Genomic DNA, 17,281 nt, shown 5'->3' with positions numbered 1-17,281 from the left:
CCTGAAAACAGGCGGATGGCTGCATCAGCCGGGGACTTTAACCCGACGGTTACGCCAATGACCCAGGAGCCCATAACGTGGGCTCAAGACGAAGGCCGTGAGCAGAAAGACACCTGTCATGGAAGCCATGGTGCCGCCAATGGAGACATCCAGCCTGACGGCCAGAGGGTAGCCGCAAAGCGTTGACACCACGCCCACCAGGACCGCCAAAAGCAACATCAGTGAGAGCCGGTCGGTCAGAAGGTAGGCCGTTGCCGCCGGTACAATCACGAAAGCGATGAACAGTACCGCACCCACGGCATCAAATGCCGCAACTGCCGTCACACTGGTCAGCCCCAGCAGTATGTAGAACATGAGGGCGGGCGCCAGGCCCAATGCGGCAGCCAGCTGCCAGTCAAAGGAGGCCAGCTTGAGCTCCTTGTAGCAGGCGAGCACGAAGCCCAGGTTGACCAGCGTCGCCACCGACATCCAGACCACCGCCTGGGGCACGTCAAACCCGGCCAGAGGCATGGTGTCCAGCCATACGAACCCGATCTCGCCCAGCAGCACCGTATGGCTGTCGATGTGAATGTCCCGGGCATAGAGATTAAGCAGCAGCACGCCGGCCGCAAAAAGCGCCGGAAACACGAGACCAATGGCCGCGTCACGCTTGACCCGGCGCGTCCGGGCCACCATCTCGGTGAGGAAAACCGTCAGAATACCGGTCAGTGCTGCTCCGGCGATCTGGAGGGGGCCCGACTGGGCATGCGTCAGAAGCCAGACCACGACAATGCCGAACACGATGGAGTGACTGATCGCGTCGGAAAGCATGCTCTGGCGCTGCAGAACCAGGAAAGTCCCCAGCAGGGCGCCCGAAGTCGCCACAAGGGCCCCTGTCAGCAGGATCATGGCCATGGGATCGTTCAGAAACGCCTGCATCATGCCTCCGCCTGGTTCCAGTCCATGCGCTCCAGCTCCTGCCGGGCCTCATTGTGCCCCGCGTCCGTAAGAGCCCAGTGGGGCCCCTCCTCACGCATGTGGCTGGCGGGCACAACAAACCCCCGCGCCTGGAGGCGCCTCAGAATATGACCAGTGGCGACACCGTAGAAGCTGTCGAGCATACTGCGCTCCACAGGGTAATAGGGGTCCTCGTGATGCTCCGCCAGCTTGTGCAGCGTTACCAGCATCTGGCGCTGGCCGATGGCGCGCTGTTCCCGCCAGAGTTTCAGCCAGCTCCAGAGCACGCCGCGTCCGGGGGCAAGCAGCAGCGACAGTGCCACCAACACGGACGCGACCAGCACCACCACCGGCCCAGTGGCCAGGTGGGACACACCGGCACTCAACAGCACCCCCACCACGCCGGAGATCACCCCCAAAAGCATCGCCAGGAACACCATATGCTCAAGCCGGGATACCCACTGGCGTGCAGCCACCGGCGGTGCAATAACCATGGCGGTCATAAGGACCACTCCCACCATCTGCAGACCCACCACCACCGCCAACGCGATCATGGCGGTCAGAACCGTCTCGAGCACGCCAACGGACAGCCCGATGGAGCCGGCAAACAGCGGATCAAACGTCACCAGCTTGAGCTGCTTCCACAGCAGCGCCACCAGCGAAATGGCCGCAAGGGTTACCCCACCCATGAACCACAGATCGGAAGGACGGGTAGCCGCCGCCTGCCCGAACAGGAATGAATCCAGTCCCCCCTGGGAGGCACTCGAATGACCCTGAATGTAGGTCAGAAGAACTACCCCGACCGCAAATGAGACACTCAGGGCAGCGCCCAGGCCGGCGTCCATCTTGATCCGGCTGTAGCGGGTAATCACCTGGACGAAAAGGGCCGCGATAACGGCGGTTCCGAGCGCACCGGCCATGATCCAGCCGAGATGCCGGGTGCCCGCGATCAGGAATCCGATGCAGACGCCGGGCAACGCCGCATGGGCCAGCGTATCGCCCAGAAGGCTCTGCTGGCGAAGGACCGCGAAGGAACCCAGAAGGCCGCTGACCAGCCCCAGCAACACCGCACCCATGATCACTGTCTGGACGGTATGGTTGCCGAGCAGATCCAGCATCAGTTCACAACCTCCCTCGGCACCGCGTCCGGCGTCTCACCGGCGGAGTCCGGGTCCAGGAGCGCGATCCGGCCCCCATAGGCCTTGCGCAGATTCTCGCCGGTGTATACCTCCGGGATGCGGCCCTGGGCCACAACCCGCACATTCAGAATAACCAGCCAGTCGAAGTAGTCACGCACGGTCTGAAGGTCGTGGTGCACCACGATGATGGTCTTGCCCTGATCCCGAAGCTCCTGCAGGAGCGCCACGACCGCCTTCTCGGTCGTGGCATCAACGCCGGCCATGGGCTCATCCAGGAACAGCACATCCGCGTCCTGAACCATCGCCCGCGCCAGAAAGACCCGCTGCTGCTGACCTCCGGAAAGCTGGTTGATCTGGCGCTTGGCGAACGCCTCCATGCCCACGGCCGACAGCGCATCCATGGCGCGCCGGTGCTCCCGCTTCCCGGGCCAGCGGAACCAGCCCAGATGGCCATAGCGCCCCATCATGACCACATCCACAACGGTTGTCGGAAAATCCCAGTCCACCGAGGAGCGCTGAGGCACATAGGCCACACGCTTCAGGGCCTGACGCGGCGGGTAACCATGGATACAGATATGACCGGCGGTAGGCTTAACCAACCCGAGTGCCGTCTTGATCAGCGTACTCTTCCCGGCGCCGTTCGGCCCGATGACGGCCGCCATCACGCCCGGCGGAATGTTCACATCAATGTCCCAGAGAACCGGCTTGCCCTCGTAGGCAACGGTCAGGTCCTCGATGTGCAGTGCCAGCTCCGGTTCGTGGCGTTTCTCCCGCTTCATGGCGACTCCACTGTCATTCTGCTGCGTTGGTGCGCTCACTGCCCTCGAAGGACGGCAGGCTCCCGGGCCAGGGCTCAACCGAGCCACCGAGCGCTTCAACGATGGTTCGGGTATTGTGCCGGATCATACCGATATAGGTCCCTTCCGGCGTATCACGGGCGCCCATGGCATCGGAAAAGAGCTCACCACCGATCTTCAGGTCATGCCCGCGGTCCCGGGCGCCGTCGACCACGGTTTCCACCGTCCGGCGGCTGATGGTGCTCTCGACGAAGATGGCGGGGACATCGCGACTGACAACCCTGTCGACGACCGAGCGGACGTCGGCAATCGCCGCCTCACTGTCAGTACTGATGCCCTGGATACCGACCACTTCAATATCGTAACCCAGGCCGAAATAACGGAAGGCGTCGTGCGCTGTGACGAGAATGCGCTGCTGCTCCGGGACACTGGCCGCGCTGGCGCTCACCCATTCATCCAGCGTTATGAGCTGCTGCTGGTAGTTACCGGCGCGCGCGCGGATGCCGGATTCACAGTCCGGGGCAATCCTGACCAAAACATCCGCCACCGTGGGCACAATCCGGGCCCAGAGCGACGGATCCATCCAGAGGTGGGGATCCACCGCGTACCCGCCAGCCCCCTTAATCAGGTCTTCATCCTTCATCGACTCCGGCGCCACTGCCACTGTGGGCTTACTCTGGGCCATCTTGGCGAGAACCGCCCCAAGCTGGCCTTCCAGGTTGAAACCGTTGTAGAGGATGGCGTCCGCGTTGCGCAACAGCGGAATGTCACTGGGTCGGGCCTCGTAGAGGTGGGGGTCGATGCCCGGCCCCATCAGCGGCTCCACGGTGAGACACTCGCCCGCAACGCTGGCTGCGACATCCGCGATCATACCCGTGGTGGTCACCACGTCAGCGGCGCGCACACCGGAGGCACCGGTTACGAGAACCACCGAGAGACCAAGCGTCACAAGCCATCGTCGAGCTGCCTGCGTCACCATTCCCTATGCTCCTTAGCCGGTTGCGTACTGCTTTGTAGTTTACAAAAACTTTTGACGCTACCGCAAACATTTTTAGCCTAGGCTAAACTTTGCAGCATGGATATTGTGGAGCCCCTGGCAGTTGGTTAGACTGCCCTGATGCCAACCTACTCCGACAATCGGCCCGACACGTCCGAACAGGATACGAACCTGCCACCCCCCGAGCAGCACGCACGCCAGTATGCCGCCGTGCGGGACGCCCATGAGACCGAGCTGATCGAGGATTATGTCGAGCTCATCGGGGACCTGCTGGATCATGCGGGTGAAGCAAGGGCCACGGACATCGCCGCCCGAATGGGCGTTCGCCAGGCCACTGTTGCCCGCATGATAAGGCGGCTCAACGATCAGGGGCTGGTCACCAACGAGCCCTACCGATCAATCTTCCTGACGGAGCGCGGCCGTGCCATGGCCGAGGAATCCCGCAAGCGCCACGGCGTGGTGCTCCAGTTCCTGCGAAGCCTGGGAGTGGATGACGCCACGGCCCGTATCGATGCCGAAGGCATGGAACATCACGTCAGCGAGACAACGCTGGGGATCATGCGCGAGTTCACCCTGAAACAAAAGGGTGGCGACTGACCCGCACCCATGGTAGGGTACCGCCCTGCGTTGTTCCCTCCGCCTTCCCCGGTCGTCCAGACGACCCCAGTTTCGCCGGTTGGTCTCCGCACGCTTATCGCGGACTGCATATTGCCAGGGCCATTCCCGACAAGCCGACAATCTGCCCTTCCCTGTTTACGGGGGCATCGGGCAACACCCGCTCTGGCGTATTGAACAGGAAAGACTGAATGTCCTTTGACTCCCTCGGCCTGCGGGCTGAACTGAACCGTTCCATCAAGGAACAGGGTTATGACCAGGCCACCGAAATCCAGCAGCAGTCCATCCCGGCTGCACTGGCTGGCCGCGACCTGATGGCCAGTGCCCAGACCGGCACCGGCAAGACCGCGGCTTTCACACTGCCGCTGCTGCAGAAGCTCTCCGAAGGCAAGTCCCAGGGCGGCCGCCCGCGCGCCCTGGTACTCACGCCCACCCGTGAGCTCGCCGCCCAGGTGGAAGACAGTGTGCGCGTCTACGGCCGTCACCTGCCCCTGCGCTCCGTTGCCATCTATGGCGGCGCCGGCATTGGCCCGCAGATCCGCCAGCTCAAGAGCGGCATGGACATCCTCGTGGCCACACCCGGCCGCCTTATGGATCATATGGAACGCGGCACCGTGAACCTGTCTGACATTGAAGTGCTGGTTCTCGACGAAGCGGACCGCATGCTGGACATGGGCTTCCTGCCGGCGATCGAGAAGATCGCCCGTACGCTGCCGGATGCCCGCCAGACCATGCTGTTCTCCGCCACCTTCTCCGAGCCCATCCAGAAGCTGGCACGCAAGTTCATGAACGAGCCGGAACTCATCCAGACCGGTGAGCGCAACGGCACCGCCGAGAAGGTCGACCAGAGCGCCTACATGGTGGATGGCGGTCGCAAGCGGGAACTGCTGACGCACCTGATCGGCACCCAGAACTGGCGCCAGGTGCTGGTCTTCACCCGCACCAAGCGCGGCGCCGACCAGCTCGCCAAGCAGCTTGAGACCGACGGCATCCGCTCCGCGGCTATCCACGGTGACAAGAGCCAGGGCGCGCGCAACAAGGCGCTGAAGGCGTTCAAGCACGAGAATGTGCGCGCTCTCATCGCCACGGACGTGGCAGCACGCGGGATCGACATCGACCGGCTGGAATACGTGGTCAACTACGACCTGCCGGACAACCCGGACGACTACGTGCACCGCATCGGTCGTACCGGCCGTGGTGGCGAGAGCGGCTCCGCCGTGTCCTTTGTCAGCGGTCAGGAAAAGGGCCAGTTCAACAGCATCCGCAAGGTGGTCAGCCGCGAGATCCCCGCGGGCGTGGAAGCCGGTTTCGAGCCGGTCCAGAAGAGCGGCCCGGCCCCGAAACGCGGCGGTGGCGGACGCCCCGGTGGCGGTGGCCGCCCCGGCGCAGGCCGCAACGGTCCCCCGCGCCGTCGTTAAACCCGGATTAATTCCGGTGTAGGGGGCACGCCCCCTACAGGTTGACGCCTACGGCCACGTAGGCGCCATACCCCATCAACAGCACCACCCCCTCCAGGCGACTCAATCGCCGCCCGCTGACCAGGAAGAGCGTCAGCAGTACCGCCGAACCCAGCATGACCCACTGATCAAACCAAGCCATGCGCGATGCCAGCGGCAATGGCTGGACCAGCGCGGACACCCCCAGAATGCCCAGAATGTTGAAGATGTTACTGCCCAGGATGTTGCCAATGGCCACGTCCGCGTGACGCCGGATCGCCGCCATGACCGAAACCGTCAGTTCCGGCAGGGAAGTGCCCACCGCCACCAGCGTCAGCCCGATCAGAGCCTCCGAAAGACCCAGTTCTGTTGCAATACTGGTTGCTCCTGTCAGCAGGACCCGTGAACCGCCGATAAGCAGAGCGAGGCCCACCGCGAGCATCACCAGGGTCGTGCCCGGTCCTGCCGGTAATGGCGTCACTTCGGCGGATTCGGCAGCATGCAGCTCACCCGCGGGCAGCTGGCTGTCTTTTTCGGTGGTATAGGCCCAGATCAGGTAGCCGGCCAGCCCCGCCAGCATAACGGCTCCCTGCACGGCACCCAGTGTGCCCTCGGCAGCCAGCAGCATGACCGCAACCGTGGCTACCAGCATGGCAACTGCGTCCCGCCGCAGGGCCATGGGCTGGTAGACCAGCGGCAGTATGGTGGCACTCACCCCCAGGATCAGCAGTATGTTGCCGATATTGCTGCCGATGACGTTGCCAACGGCAATATCCGGGCGGGATGACAGCGCGGCATCCAGTGACACCACCAGTTCCGGCGCCGAGGTGCCAAAACCGACCACCACCAGCCCACTCAGAAGCGGTGAGATGCCCAGCCGCTGCGCAAGCGTCAGCGCCCCACGGATCAACAGCTCCCCGCCGCTGGCGAGCAGGACTATGCCAACCCCGATCAGCATCAGATCCGTCACCAAAGCGCTTAGCCCCCCAAAATGTGCATGTCACTCAGGTATACAGGCCAGAACCTCACGTAGCAACCGGCCCGGGACTGATCCATACTCCTGCCTGCTGAACACCAAAAAACCAACCAGCAGGAGCAATGCATGTTCAAGCATCAGGTGGTCTGGATCACCGGGGCCTCATCGGGAATCGGCGAGTCACTGGCCCTGGCGTTTGCCGGCCAGCAGGCGCGGCTCGTCCTCTCCGCCAGGCGCGAGGAGGAACTGGAGCGAGTCGCACAGCGCTGTGACAGTGAAATGGGCCTGCCCCGCAGTTCCATCATGGTGTTGCCCCTGGATGTCGCCGAACTTGAAACAGCCTCCGGCAAGACCAGCCAGGTTCTGGAACACTTCGGCCAGATCGACCTGTTGATCAACAACGCCGGGGTTTCCCAGCGTTCGCTCTGCCGGGACACGGACCTCTCCGTCTACCAGCGGCTGATGGATGTGGATGTCATGGGCCAGATCGCGCTGACCAAGGCCGTCCTGCCCCACATGCTGGAGCGGGGCCGCGGCCATATCGCGGTCACCTCCAGCGTGGCCGGCAAGGTCGGCGTGCGCCTGCGCACCGGCTACTGTGCGGCCAAGCACGCGGTCATGGGCTTCTTTGACGCACTGCGGGCGGAAGTCGAGGACGAAGGCATACAGGTTTCCACCATCGTGCCCGGGTTCGTTGCAACCGCCGTTGCGGAGAACTCACTGGCGGCGGACGGCAGCGCCTTTGGTCAGGCGGATGAGGACAATGCCGGTGGCATGGATTCCGACAAGGCCGCGGCCGTCATCATCAGTGCCTTGGGCCGAGGCAAACGCGAGATCCCGGTGGGCGAAGGCCGGGAAATGATGGCACTGTGGCTCAAGCGGGTCTCACCCGAACTGGTATTCCAGATGACCAAGAACCGCAAATGAGAGTATCTCACCAAAAAGGCCGGAGCAGGAGCTGCTCCGGCGCAATGCCCCTCAAGGAAGGGCGGGGAAGCTGACTTCGGGCATCTCGCCAGTCAGCGTGTGCAGGAAAGCTTCGATCTGCTCCACTTTCTCATCCGACAGCTCACGGTTGAGCATCTGGTCCGCCATGAGTTCAATCGCCTTGTCCAGCTCCTCGACGCTGCCGTTGTTGAAGTAAGGGTAGGTCACGGCGACATTGCGCAGGGTCGGCGTCTTGAACTTGAACTTGTCCGACTCATTGCCGGTGACCACAAAGCGGCCTTCATCTGTGGAACCGGGAACCTCGAAACGGTGGTAATTGCTGTCCGTCAGCGCCGGACCACGATGGCAGGCGATGCATCCAGTATCAACAAACGCCTTCATACCCTTTTTTTCCTTTTCATTGAGCGCCTGAAGGTCGCCCCTCAGATAACGGTCAAAACGGGAGTTGGGAGTATTAAGGGTCCGCTCAAACGTGGCTATGGCCTTGGCCACATTCTCCTTGTTGATCGGTTGCTCACCGCTGAATGCCTCGCCGAAAAGCGTGCGATAGACATCAAAGCCCTCCAGCCGATCAATGGCCTCATCAAGGTCCATGGCCATCTCCACATCCGCCTCGATGGGGCCCAGCGCCTGCTCTTCCAGATCCTCGGCCCTGCCGTCCCAGAACTGGGCGTCCAGGAACCCGGAATTCAGAACTGTGGGCGTATTGCGCTTACCCACCTGCCCTTGGTGCCCTGTGGCCCTCGGAATGCGGTCCGTCCAGCCCAGGGCGGGATTATGGCAGGTGGCACAGCTGATCACGCCACTGGATGAGATCCGGGGCTCGAAGAAGAGCATCTTGCCCAGCTTTACCTTCTCCGGGGTCAGTGAGTTGTCCTCCGGGATCGGAGGCAGTGCCGGCAGCGGCTCGAAGCGGTCCCGGTAGTCGCCGTAACCGTCACCGGCCACTGCCGTTCCAGTCAGTGTCAGGCAGCCCAGCAGAGCTGCAAGAACGAGAATGCGTCCTGTTATCTTTTGCATGATCCCTCCGGATCTGTCACTTTTGAGACGATTCCATTCAAACCCTGAACCCCGAAAATTAACCATGATTTAAGTCAACAGTTATGTACCGTTATCCACGGCCACCCAGCTCCGAGATCACGCCCAGGCACGTTTTTGAGCAGCGCCGTTCACTGATGAAGGGCATGGCCGCCGGAATTGCCCTGGGCGGCATTGGCACAAGTCCGGCACTTATGGCCCGGGAGCTCAGAGACGTGACAGAGACGGATTTCGGGCAGGACCTCTCCCCTACGCCCATGGACGCCATACGCGGTTACAGCAACTTCTACGAGTTCGGCACCGCCAAGGACGACCCGCGCGAGCATGCCCATCAGCTCCAGACCGACCCCTGGTCGGTGCGCGTGGAAGGCCTGGTCGACAACCCCGGAACCTTTGCCGTGGAGGATCTGATCAACCGCTTCCAGCTGGAAGAGCGCATCTACCGCCTGCGGTGCGTGGAAGCCTGGTCCATGGTCATACCCTGGATCGGCTTTGAGCTCCGGCAACTGCTGAAGGCGGTACAGCCCACCTCCGAGGCACGCTTTGTGGTCTTCGAGACACTCCATGACCCGGAGCAGATGCCGGGGCAGAAGGAGGATCTGCTCGACTGGCCCTACCGCGAGGGGCTGCGACTGGATGAGGCCATGCACCCGCTCACTCTCATGGCGGTGGGCCTCTATGACGACCCTCTCCCGAAGGAGAACGGCGCCCCCATACGCCTGGTCGTACCCTGGAAGTATGGCTTCAAGAGCATCAAATCAGTGGTCCGGATCCGGCTCCAGAAGGAGCAGCCCACCAGCAGCTGGCAGGCGGTTCGGCCGGAGGAGTACGGCTTCTACGCCAACGTGAACCCGAACGTGAAGCATCCACGCTGGCACCAGGCCACGGAGCGCCGGGTTGGAGAGACCGGGCGGCGCAAGACACTGATGTTCAACGGTTACGAAGCGGAAGTGGCGGACCTCTACAAGGGGATGGATCTGGAGAAACACTTCTGATGCCACGGCTTACTGGCATCCTGAAGCTGACGGGACTGGTAGCGGGCACGGTGCCGCTGGCGGCACTGGCCTGGGCTTGGGAAACCGGGCAGCTGGGCTTCATGGCTTCGGAGGCGCTGATCCACTGGCTGGGCAACCTCGGCCTGGGCGCCCTTCTTTTGACCCTGACCCTGTCCCCGCTGAGCCGGCTCACGGGCAGCTACCTGCCGCTGGTCCTGCGGCGCCAGGCCGGACTCTGGGCCTTTGCCTATCTGGTGCTGCATGCGCTGGCCTGGAGCTTTCTGGACATGGGCGGCGATGCGGCATTGATCCGTTCGGAACTGGCAGAACAGCGCCACCTGCAGCTCGGCCTCCTGTGCCTGGTGCTGCTGGCCCCCCTGGCTCTGACCTCGTTCCGGCGGGCACGGGAATGGATGGGCCTGTTACACTGGCTGCGTCTGCACAGGCTGGTCTATGCCGCTGCCATCGGTGGCGTCATCCATCAGGCCATGGTGCAGAAGGTGCTTGAATGGCCCACGTTTCTCAGCGCGTCGATTCTGGCGGTTCTCCTGGCCTACAGAATCATCGGCGCACTGAGGCGCCGTCCGGGGAGTGCTGAAACATGAGCGAAGAACGGATACTGACGCTGATACGCCACGCCAAGTCCGGCTGGGACGACCCCAGCCTCAGCGACTTTGACCGCCCCCTGAATGAACGGGGCGAGCGGGACGCACCGGAGATGGCACGGCGCATGGCCGCACGCGGCGAATACCCGGACCGTTTCATTGCCAGCAGCGCGCGGCGCGCCCGGGAAACAGCACTGGTACTGGCCCAGGGCACGGGCTTTCCGGAGGCGGACATCCGCTTCGAGCGCAGCCTCTATCTGGCGGATACCCACCGACTGCTCGACACCATCCGGAACCTGCCGGATCGGGCACGGGAGGTCTGGCTGGTCGGCCACAACCCGGACCTGACGGATCTGGCCAACCTTCTGGCCGGCCCGCACACCGACAACCTCCCCACCTGCGCGGTCTTCCGGATGGCGTTTGAAGGAGGGTCCTGGGGGGACGTCAGTCCAGGTACGGGGCGCGTCCTGGTCTACGACACCCCGAAGAAGCCCTGGCAGGCTACCTGACACCTCCAACCCGGATCAGTTCCAGGGGATTGTCGCCTCCGTCCGATTCAGGTTCCTGTGCCAGAATCAGTTCATGGATCCCCCGAATTTCCGGACCCACGGACTCACACAAAAGTTCTTTATCCGGATTCCCATGCGTTGTGACGACCAGTTGGTACCCGTCTCCAGGCGCTTCAGGCACCGGAAATACTGGACTTCGATTCGGGTAGCGCAGACCGCTGACGATGGGTTCAGGGATCACCCCTTCCTCCGGCAGAGAGTTGGTTGCACCACACCCAGACTCAATCAGGTAAACATCCAGGGCTTCCTGCCGCTCAGAAGCCGCATTGGCGATGCGCATACGTGCATTCGTTGCAACCGGTCGGGCATCATTGGTCAGAAAGGAAGCAGTTGCTGATTCGGTCGAATCCGTAGGCAGCTCTCTGAGCACCAGCGTTCCCGCATTGCCCTGCTTCAGCCCAATGCCGTAGCAGTAATCGCAAGTGTCATTACCCACCTCAAAATCAACGCTGTAGTTCCTCGCTGCAATCTCAGGCACATAACCGCCGCCATCGGGTTCCTGCCCAATTGAAGCTATGTCGGTCCGGGAAAAAGTGTCGTCCTGTGCCGCAAAGTCCACGCTGTTTCCCGAGGCATTAACAAGGGCAAGTTCAGCCCGCTGCCGCTTATCCGGAATCCGCCGACTCTGCTCCCCATCCACCTCAATCAGCGACAGGTCACTGTCATCCGCCCCCCGTACACCGGTAGCAGGCGTCACGGCCAGCAGCAGATCATCCCCTGTCTCCCAGCCCAGCACAGGGTCACTGTCATAGATCACATCGCTGCCACCGGCAGGGGTGATCTGAACCCGGTAGACGCCCGACTCAACCCGGATGGCCTCGCTGGCATCACCGTAAGAGAGGGTCGCATCCGGGCTGCCAGAGGTATCGTCGCCCAGATACAGATCAACAGCCCCGGTGTCGGGGACAAGGTGGGCCGCGCGGAAGCGGACATCCCTGTCTGGTTCATCCTCGTCTGAATCCGCCTCACCGTCACCTTCCTCTTCCCCGTCCCCGTTTTCTTCTTCGTCCTCCTCGTCCTCGGGATCAAAGGGCTCGTCATCCTGCTCAAGCAGGATGGCGCGGGCGTTGTCATCGGCCAACGAACCGGCCAGAAGCAGATCATGGCGCATCCCCTCGGTAAGATTACCCTCAAGGTTGTCCAGAAGGGGCTCAGGCGCCTCCCTGCCGGTATAGCCCGACGCCTCGAAACGATAGTGATGGGCCGGCAGGGTAAAGGTAGCAACCTTCCCGTAATCCAGCGTCTCCGCCCGTACCTCGCCACCCGCTTCCAGGCGCAGGGCGGGCGCGTCCGTCACGGCATGGAGCACGCGCACGTCCACATCATCACCGAACACGGTGTCCTCAAAGGTTTCGTCTTTCTGGCTCTCAAAGCAGCCGCTGAGCCCCAGCGTCACGGCCACCAGCAGTGCGGCCCTGGCAGGCGATTCCATGGCGTTCATCCTGTTCCATGAAGGTTCAGCAGCGGTTGTAACAGGATCCGGAAAGCGGCAAAAGCGACCCGCTCACACTCCGGATATGGGATCAGTCACAGCGTGCGAGCAGGCGGTTCCAGGCACGGGCGTGGCGCTCAACCGCCCCGTCCAGGTCATGCCAGACACTGTCGGAGTGCCGGGTACGTAGATTGCGGTCGATGAAGGGGGACATGGCATCGGGAGGCGACGCGCCTGTGGCTTCGACCAGCGCTTCCAGGGCCCGGGCCATGCGGCGGCCATAGTAGCGCACCCGCTGGACACGGGATGCCAGCCCATCCAGATAGTGCTCACGGTAGAACGCGACCGCCCCGCTCTCCATGGGGCAGCCCTCCGCCGACGCCAGGGCACGCTCCAGAATGCCCGCACCATCGCCAAGACGCGTCTGCAGCGCCTCGGCACTGCGCAGCAACTGCCCGAAGCGCGGCTCGCTGCGCCACTGACGGTAGCGGTCCGTCATGGCGGCAAGCCCCTCCGGCACCCTGCCCGGCTCCACGGAGGCCAGCATCGATGAAGCCCCGGAAAGGCTCTCAATAAGCCGCTCCAGCGCCTGCTCCGGCACAGCTTCCGGCAAGCGGCCGCCGGAACGGCTCACCAGCTCGGCCATCTCATCACTGCCCCAGGTGCCATTCCACAGTGCCAGCGGCAATGAGTCCGCCCGCGCCTCACGCGCCTTCTTCAGGGCCTCGGTGCGGGAATCGCTGTCAATCTTCGGCAGACAGGCATCCACGGCGGCAAGAAAACGCAGATGGTATTCCATGCGCGTGCCCGGATGCGCCACACGCCCCAGAACACTGGTCCGTTCACCAATCACCACCTGCAGTTCACAGCCGTAGAGGGACAGGAAATCCACCAGCCCCATGTCCAGCTCCGGCAGTTCCAGCCGGCGCTCACGGGGGCGTGGCAGGGGCTCGACCGTGGGGATGCGGGAGCGCTCAGGCGACACACTGAGCGCCCGGGAAAGGGTATCAACGTAGGTCTCCGCCCGGGAGTTATTCGCCCCGCCCGGCCAACAACCCGCCAGCGCCAGGGGCAACAGAACCGGGAAGAGAACGCGGGCCAGTGGCTTACACATCGTACCGACTGACTCGGTGGAGCAGCCGATAGCGCTCCGCCAGAACCTGCGCCATGGTCGCCACGGCGATCTCCGGCGGCGCCTTGCTGCCGATGCTGAAGCCAATGGGCGCATGGATACGCCCCATGCGGGAATCCGTCACGCCCAGCTCGTACAGGCGTTGCCGCCGCTGGGCGGCCGTGCGCTGTGACCCCATGGCGCCAATATAGAAGGCATTGGTCTCCAACGCGGCCAGCAGGCCCATGTCATCAATGCGCGGGTCATGCCCGAGCGCCAGGATCGCGCAGTGCGCATCATTGAAGTCGCGCTGGATGAGGTCGTCCGGCAGGCAGGCATGGCACTCAATGCCCGGCTCCTCCCAGCCCTCCAGGAACAGCGGGCGTGGTTCGCAGAGCGCAACGCTGAAGCCATTCATCAGGGCCATCCGCCCAACGTAGCGGGCCACTTCCCCCGCCCCGATCATCAGCATGCGTGAGCGCGGACCTATGGTGTGCAGGAACTCCTGTTCATGCTCCTCGATGCGCTCCGGCACGGAGGCACCCGCAAACTGCCAGTCGCCGCTGCTCCAGTCCACGCGCCGGGTGACGGCCCGACGTTCGGCCAGGTCATCCAGCACCCGCGCAACCGGCCCGGCATGGCGATCCGGCTCCAGAACTTCCACCACCAGCCGCATGCGGCCACCACAGGGTAACCGCCAGCGCTCCTGCTCCTCTTCGGTTACACCGTGGTCCACGAGCCTCGGGGCTGTGGAAAGAGGCTCGCCCCCTTCCACCACCTCCCGGATCAGGGATTCCTCAAGACAGCCACCTGACACCGAGCCCGACCACTCACCGGCGGCGTTGACCGCCAGCATGGATCCCGGAGGCCGGGGGGAGGAGCCCCAGGTACGCAGAACCGTGCAAAGCCAGGCCCGCTCGCCACGGGCCAGCCAGCGGCTGACATGCTCTATGACCGAAGAAGCCGGATCCTGACTTGCCTCAGGCATCGGCATTCCCCGCCCGGAAGGGAGTTCGGCGCTGACGCTCACCGGTGAGCGCGAACAGGGCGTTGCCCAAGGCCGGTATCGCCGGGGGCGTGCCCGGCTCACCCACGCCCTGCGGCTCCTCTCCGCTCTCCACCAGCAGGATGTTGAGTTCCGGCGTTTCGTCGTGGCGCATCAGCGTGTAGTCGTGGAAGTTGCTCTGTTCCAGGCGACCGTTGTCATCCCAGTCCACCTCGCCGTAGAGGGCTGCCGTCAGACCGAACAGAATCCCGCCTTCCATCTGCATCCGCACAATATCCGGATTCACCATGCGGCCACAGTCTGCGGCACAGGTTACCCGGTGAACGCGGATGGCACCGTCCTCAATGCCGGCCTCCACCACCTGCGCCACGAAGGTACCGAAGCTGCGGTGTAGGGCCACGCCGCGCGCGCGCCCGTCGGGCAGGGGGGCACCCCAGTCAGCGGCTTCCGCGGCCCGCTCCAGAACGTCACGGTGCCGGGGGCTGTCTTCCAGGTGACGCAGGCGGAAGGCCACCGGATCCTCACCGGCCCGGTGGGCCAGCTCATCCATGAAGGTCTCCACCGCGAAGCCATTGTGGGAATGGCCGACGGAGCGCCAGTAGCTTACCGGCACGCCTGCATCGGAGTGGGTATGGCGTACCTGGAGGTCCGGAACGGCATAGGGCACATCCACAGCACCCTCAATGGCGGAATGGTCCTTGGGCGTGAGGAAGGTATCCTCGGTCAGGCGACCCACAGAAGCCAGGGTGTTGTAGAACATGCGTGGCGCCCAAGGGTACTGGGCGGCGGCCGCGTTGCGGGCGAACCAGTCAAAAATGAGCGGGCCCGTGATCTGGTGATCCCATGCCCTGACGCGCCCGTCAGCCAGAGCGCCGTGGAAGCGGTGCAGCATCGCCGGGCGGAAGACATCATGCCGGATGTCGTCCTCCCGGGACCATACCAGCTTGATGGGCTCCTTTCTCTGGCTGGCGATCTCCGCCACTTCCTCTACGTACTCCTGGGTCAGGCGCCGACCGAAGCCGCCGCCCAGGAAGGTGGTGTGCACCCTGATCTCACCGGGGGAATAGCCACTGGTACGTGCCGCCGCAATCCTTGCCATATCAGGCCCCTGGGTCGGAGCCCATACCTCCAACCCCCAGTCCGTCACCATGGCAGTGGCGTTCTGGGGCTCCATTGTGGCGTGCGCCAGGAAGGGCGCCTCGTATTCGGCCTCCAGAACCTGATCCGCGTTCTCAAGCGCCCGGGCGGCATCCCCCTCGTTGCGCTCGGTATCGCCGGCGCTGTCATCCGCCGCCTGACGATACTGGCGGAACACCGAGTCCTGGGTCACCTTCACCGCGTCGGATTCGTCCCATTCAATGCTCAGCTCCTCCCGTGCCTTCATGGCCTGCCAGTAGCTTTCCGCCACCACGGCAACACCGCGCTCGATGGCCAGCACATCGATCACACCGGGCAGCTGCCGGGCCCTGGAATCATCAAAGGAGACAAGCCGTGCGCCAATGGCCGGGGGCCGCGCAACCACCGCATAGCGCATCCCCTCCAGTTCCACGTCGATACCGAAGCGGGCCTCCCCAGTGACCTTGGCCAGGGCATCCAGGCGACGGTTGTGTTTACCGATGTATCGGAAGTCCTCCGGGCGGCGCAGCGTGACCTTTTCGGGCATGCCCTGGCGTGACGCCACTTCCAGAAGCTCCCTGTAGGCCAGCCGCTGGGTCCCGTCCGGGTGCAGCACATGGCCGTCCTCGGTTGTCAGTGACGCCACCGGCTCCTGCCAGACCTCCGCAGCCGAGGCCAGCAGCACGGCCCGCACCCGGGCACCGGCCTCGCGCACCCGCTGCCAGCTGGTGCGCACGCTGGCGCTGCCACCGGTTACCTGCAGACCGTACTGGGGGTTGATGTAGGCATCGCCCACGGGCGCGAAGACCACTTCAATGTTCTCGGGCGCCACAGCCAGCTCTTCCGCCACCAGGGTGGTAATGCCGGTGACCGTCCCCTGCCCCATCTCCACACGGTCAAGGGTGAACGCCACCCCACCCTGGGGGTCGATCTCAAGCCAGGCGTTGGGCGACCAGGCCCCGACACGGGTGGGTTCCCGCTCATCCGGAGCCGTGGCACAGCCGGGCAGCACCATGCCCAGTACCAGAGCCCCGGATCCGGCAGCACCAAGGCGGAACAGTTCGCGCCGGGATACCTCACTCATGAGGCCCCCCCATCCGCAACGGAGCGGATGGCGGCGTGGATGCGCGGATAGGTACCGCAGCGACAGAGATTGCCGGCCATGAACTCATTGATCCGCTCATCATCCGGAGCCGGCTCCTGGTCAAGCAGCGCGGCGGCGCTCATGATCTGCCCGGACTGGCAGTAACCACACTGGGGCACATTGTGCTCAAGCCATGCCTCCTGTACCGGGTGGAGACTGTCCTCATCGGCAAGGCCCTCAATGGTGGTAACCGACACCTCGCCACCGGCCACCCTGGCGACCGGCGTTATGCAGCTTCGTTCGGCGCTGCCATCAATGTGCACGGTGCAGGCCCCGCATTGGCCGATGCCACAACCGAACTTGGTCCCCTTCAGCCCCATCCAGTCGCGCAGTACCCACAGCAGGGGCGTATCCTCCGGGGCATCCACCGACTGCTCGGTGCCATTCACCCTGACCGTTATTGTCATTGTTCACTCCCGTT

Annotated in this window: 17 protein-coding genes; 6 read left to right on the top strand and 11 right to left on the bottom strand. The window is 63.8% G+C overall.

Annotated features, from left to right (window positions below; genetic code table 11):
- Positions 1 to 24 precede the first annotated feature (24 nt).
- From H4I92_RS11600 to H4I92_RS11585, 4 genes are read right to left on the bottom strand one after another with little or no spacing between them, the layout of a single operon-like run.
- On the bottom strand, positions 25 to 921 hold the full coding sequence (locus tag H4I92_RS11600) for a metal ABC transporter permease (protein ID WP_077530750.1): 897 nt from the start codon (positions 919 to 921) through the stop codon (positions 25 to 27).
- Positions 918 to 2,054, bottom strand: coding sequence for a metal ABC transporter permease (locus H4I92_RS11595; protein WP_077530749.1), 1,137 nt, complete (start codon positions 2,052 to 2,054; stop codon positions 918 to 920). Before H4I92_RS11595 ends, H4I92_RS11600 begins: the two co-directional genes overlap by 4 nt.
- Positions 2,054 to 2,854 (bottom strand): metal ABC transporter ATP-binding protein, encoded by an 801-nt coding sequence (locus H4I92_RS11590; protein WP_077530748.1) that lies wholly within the window; start codon positions 2,852 to 2,854, stop codon positions 2,054 to 2,056. The genes H4I92_RS11595 and H4I92_RS11590 overlap by 1 nt, the downstream gene beginning before the upstream one ends.
- 13 nt (positions 2,855 to 2,867) lie before the next feature.
- Complete coding sequence (locus tag H4I92_RS11585) at positions 2,868 to 3,851, bottom strand: metal ABC transporter solute-binding protein, Zn/Mn family (protein ID WP_077530747.1); 984 nt, start codon at positions 3,849 to 3,851, stop codon at positions 2,868 to 2,870.
- 138 nt (positions 3,852 to 3,989) lie between these two features.
- Between H4I92_RS11585 and mntR the strand changes: the two genes are divergently transcribed.
- On the top strand, positions 3,990 to 4,466 hold the full coding sequence (mntR, locus tag H4I92_RS11580) for a manganese-binding transcriptional regulator MntR (protein WP_077530746.1): 477 nt from the start codon (positions 3,990 to 3,992) through the stop codon (positions 4,464 to 4,466).
- A 209-nt stretch (positions 4,467 to 4,675) separates the two neighbouring features.
- Entirely contained in the window at positions 4,676 to 5,902 is a 1,227-nt protein-coding gene (locus tag H4I92_RS11575) for a DEAD/DEAH box helicase (protein ID WP_077530745.1), read from the top strand.
- Positions 5,903 to 5,936: 34 nt separating this feature from the next.
- Here H4I92_RS11575 and H4I92_RS11570 read toward each other — a convergent pair whose 3' ends face one another.
- Entirely contained in the window at positions 5,937 to 6,878 is a 942-nt protein-coding gene (locus H4I92_RS11570; protein ID WP_077531741.1) for a calcium/sodium antiporter, read from the bottom strand.
- A 144-nt stretch (positions 6,879 to 7,022) separates the two neighbouring features.
- On the opposite strand from H4I92_RS11570, the gene H4I92_RS11565 reads away from it, so the two are divergent.
- A complete protein-coding gene (locus H4I92_RS11565) occupies positions 7,023 to 7,823 on the top strand; it encodes an SDR family oxidoreductase (RefSeq protein ID WP_077530744.1) in 801 nt (266 codons plus the stop codon).
- 51 nt (positions 7,824 to 7,874) lie between these two features.
- On the opposite strand, the gene H4I92_RS11560 is transcribed toward H4I92_RS11565, so the two are convergent.
- Positions 7,875 to 8,864 carry a cytochrome-c peroxidase gene (locus H4I92_RS11560; RefSeq protein ID WP_077530743.1) on the bottom strand — a complete coding sequence of 330 codons (990 nt, stop codon included), beginning with the start codon at positions 8,862 to 8,864 and terminating at the stop codon, positions 7,875 to 7,877.
- A gap of 83 nt (positions 8,865 to 8,947) precedes the next feature.
- On the opposite strand from H4I92_RS11560, the gene msrP reads away from it, so the two are divergent.
- From msrP to H4I92_RS11545, 3 genes are read left to right on the top strand one after another with little or no spacing between them, the layout of a single operon-like run.
- Positions 8,948 to 9,877: a protein-methionine-sulfoxide reductase catalytic subunit MsrP gene (gene msrP, locus H4I92_RS11555; protein WP_077530742.1), complete on the top strand. Its 930-nt coding sequence runs from the start codon at positions 8,948 to 8,950 to the stop codon at positions 9,875 to 9,877.
- Positions 9,877 to 10,482: a ferric reductase-like transmembrane domain-containing protein gene (locus H4I92_RS11550; protein ID WP_077530741.1), complete on the top strand. Its 606-nt coding sequence runs from the start codon at positions 9,877 to 9,879 to the stop codon at positions 10,480 to 10,482. Before msrP ends, H4I92_RS11550 begins: the two co-directional genes overlap by 1 nt.
- Positions 10,479 to 10,991: a SixA phosphatase family protein gene (locus H4I92_RS11545; protein WP_077530740.1), complete on the top strand. Its 513-nt coding sequence runs from the start codon at positions 10,479 to 10,481 to the stop codon at positions 10,989 to 10,991. The genes H4I92_RS11550 and H4I92_RS11545 overlap by 4 nt, the downstream gene beginning before the upstream one ends.
- Here the strand turns inward: H4I92_RS11545 and H4I92_RS11540 are convergent.
- The 5 genes from H4I92_RS11540 to H4I92_RS11520 all read right to left on the bottom strand — a co-directional run bounded on the left by H4I92_RS11540 (position 10,984) and on the right by H4I92_RS11520 (position 17,267).
- On the bottom strand, positions 10,984 to 12,483 hold the full coding sequence (locus H4I92_RS11540; protein ID WP_077530739.1) for a DUF4397 domain-containing protein: 1,500 nt from the start codon (positions 12,481 to 12,483) through the stop codon (positions 10,984 to 10,986). The genes H4I92_RS11545 and H4I92_RS11540 overlap by 8 nt on opposite strands.
- Positions 12,484 to 12,574: 91 nt before the next feature.
- Positions 12,575 to 13,597, bottom strand: coding sequence for a DUF3080 family protein (locus H4I92_RS11535; RefSeq protein WP_179105693.1), 1,023 nt, complete (start codon positions 13,595 to 13,597; stop codon positions 12,575 to 12,577).
- A complete protein-coding gene (locus H4I92_RS11530) occupies positions 13,590 to 14,582 on the bottom strand; it encodes an XdhC family protein (protein ID WP_077530737.1) in 993 nt (330 codons plus the stop codon). Before H4I92_RS11530 ends, H4I92_RS11535 begins: the two co-directional genes overlap by 8 nt.
- Positions 14,575 to 16,800 (bottom strand): xanthine dehydrogenase family protein molybdopterin-binding subunit, encoded by a 2,226-nt coding sequence (locus H4I92_RS11525; protein WP_077530736.1) that lies wholly within the window; start codon positions 16,798 to 16,800, stop codon positions 14,575 to 14,577. The genes H4I92_RS11530 and H4I92_RS11525 overlap by 8 nt, the downstream gene beginning before the upstream one ends.
- Positions 16,797 to 17,267 (bottom strand): (2Fe-2S)-binding protein, encoded by a 471-nt coding sequence (locus tag H4I92_RS11520; RefSeq protein WP_077530735.1) that lies wholly within the window; start codon positions 17,265 to 17,267, stop codon positions 16,797 to 16,799. Before H4I92_RS11520 ends, H4I92_RS11525 begins: the two co-directional genes overlap by 4 nt.
- Positions 17,268 to 17,281 lie beyond the last annotated feature (14 nt).

Origin of the sequence: Vreelandella halophila (assembly GCF_019903425.1) — a bacterium.
In the GTDB taxonomy this organism is placed as follows: domain Bacteria; phylum Pseudomonadota; class Gammaproteobacteria; order Pseudomonadales; family Oleiphilaceae; genus Halospina; species Halospina halophila.
Note: the sequence above shows the minus strand (reverse complement) of the source record. Positions and strands in the feature narration are given on the sequence as shown.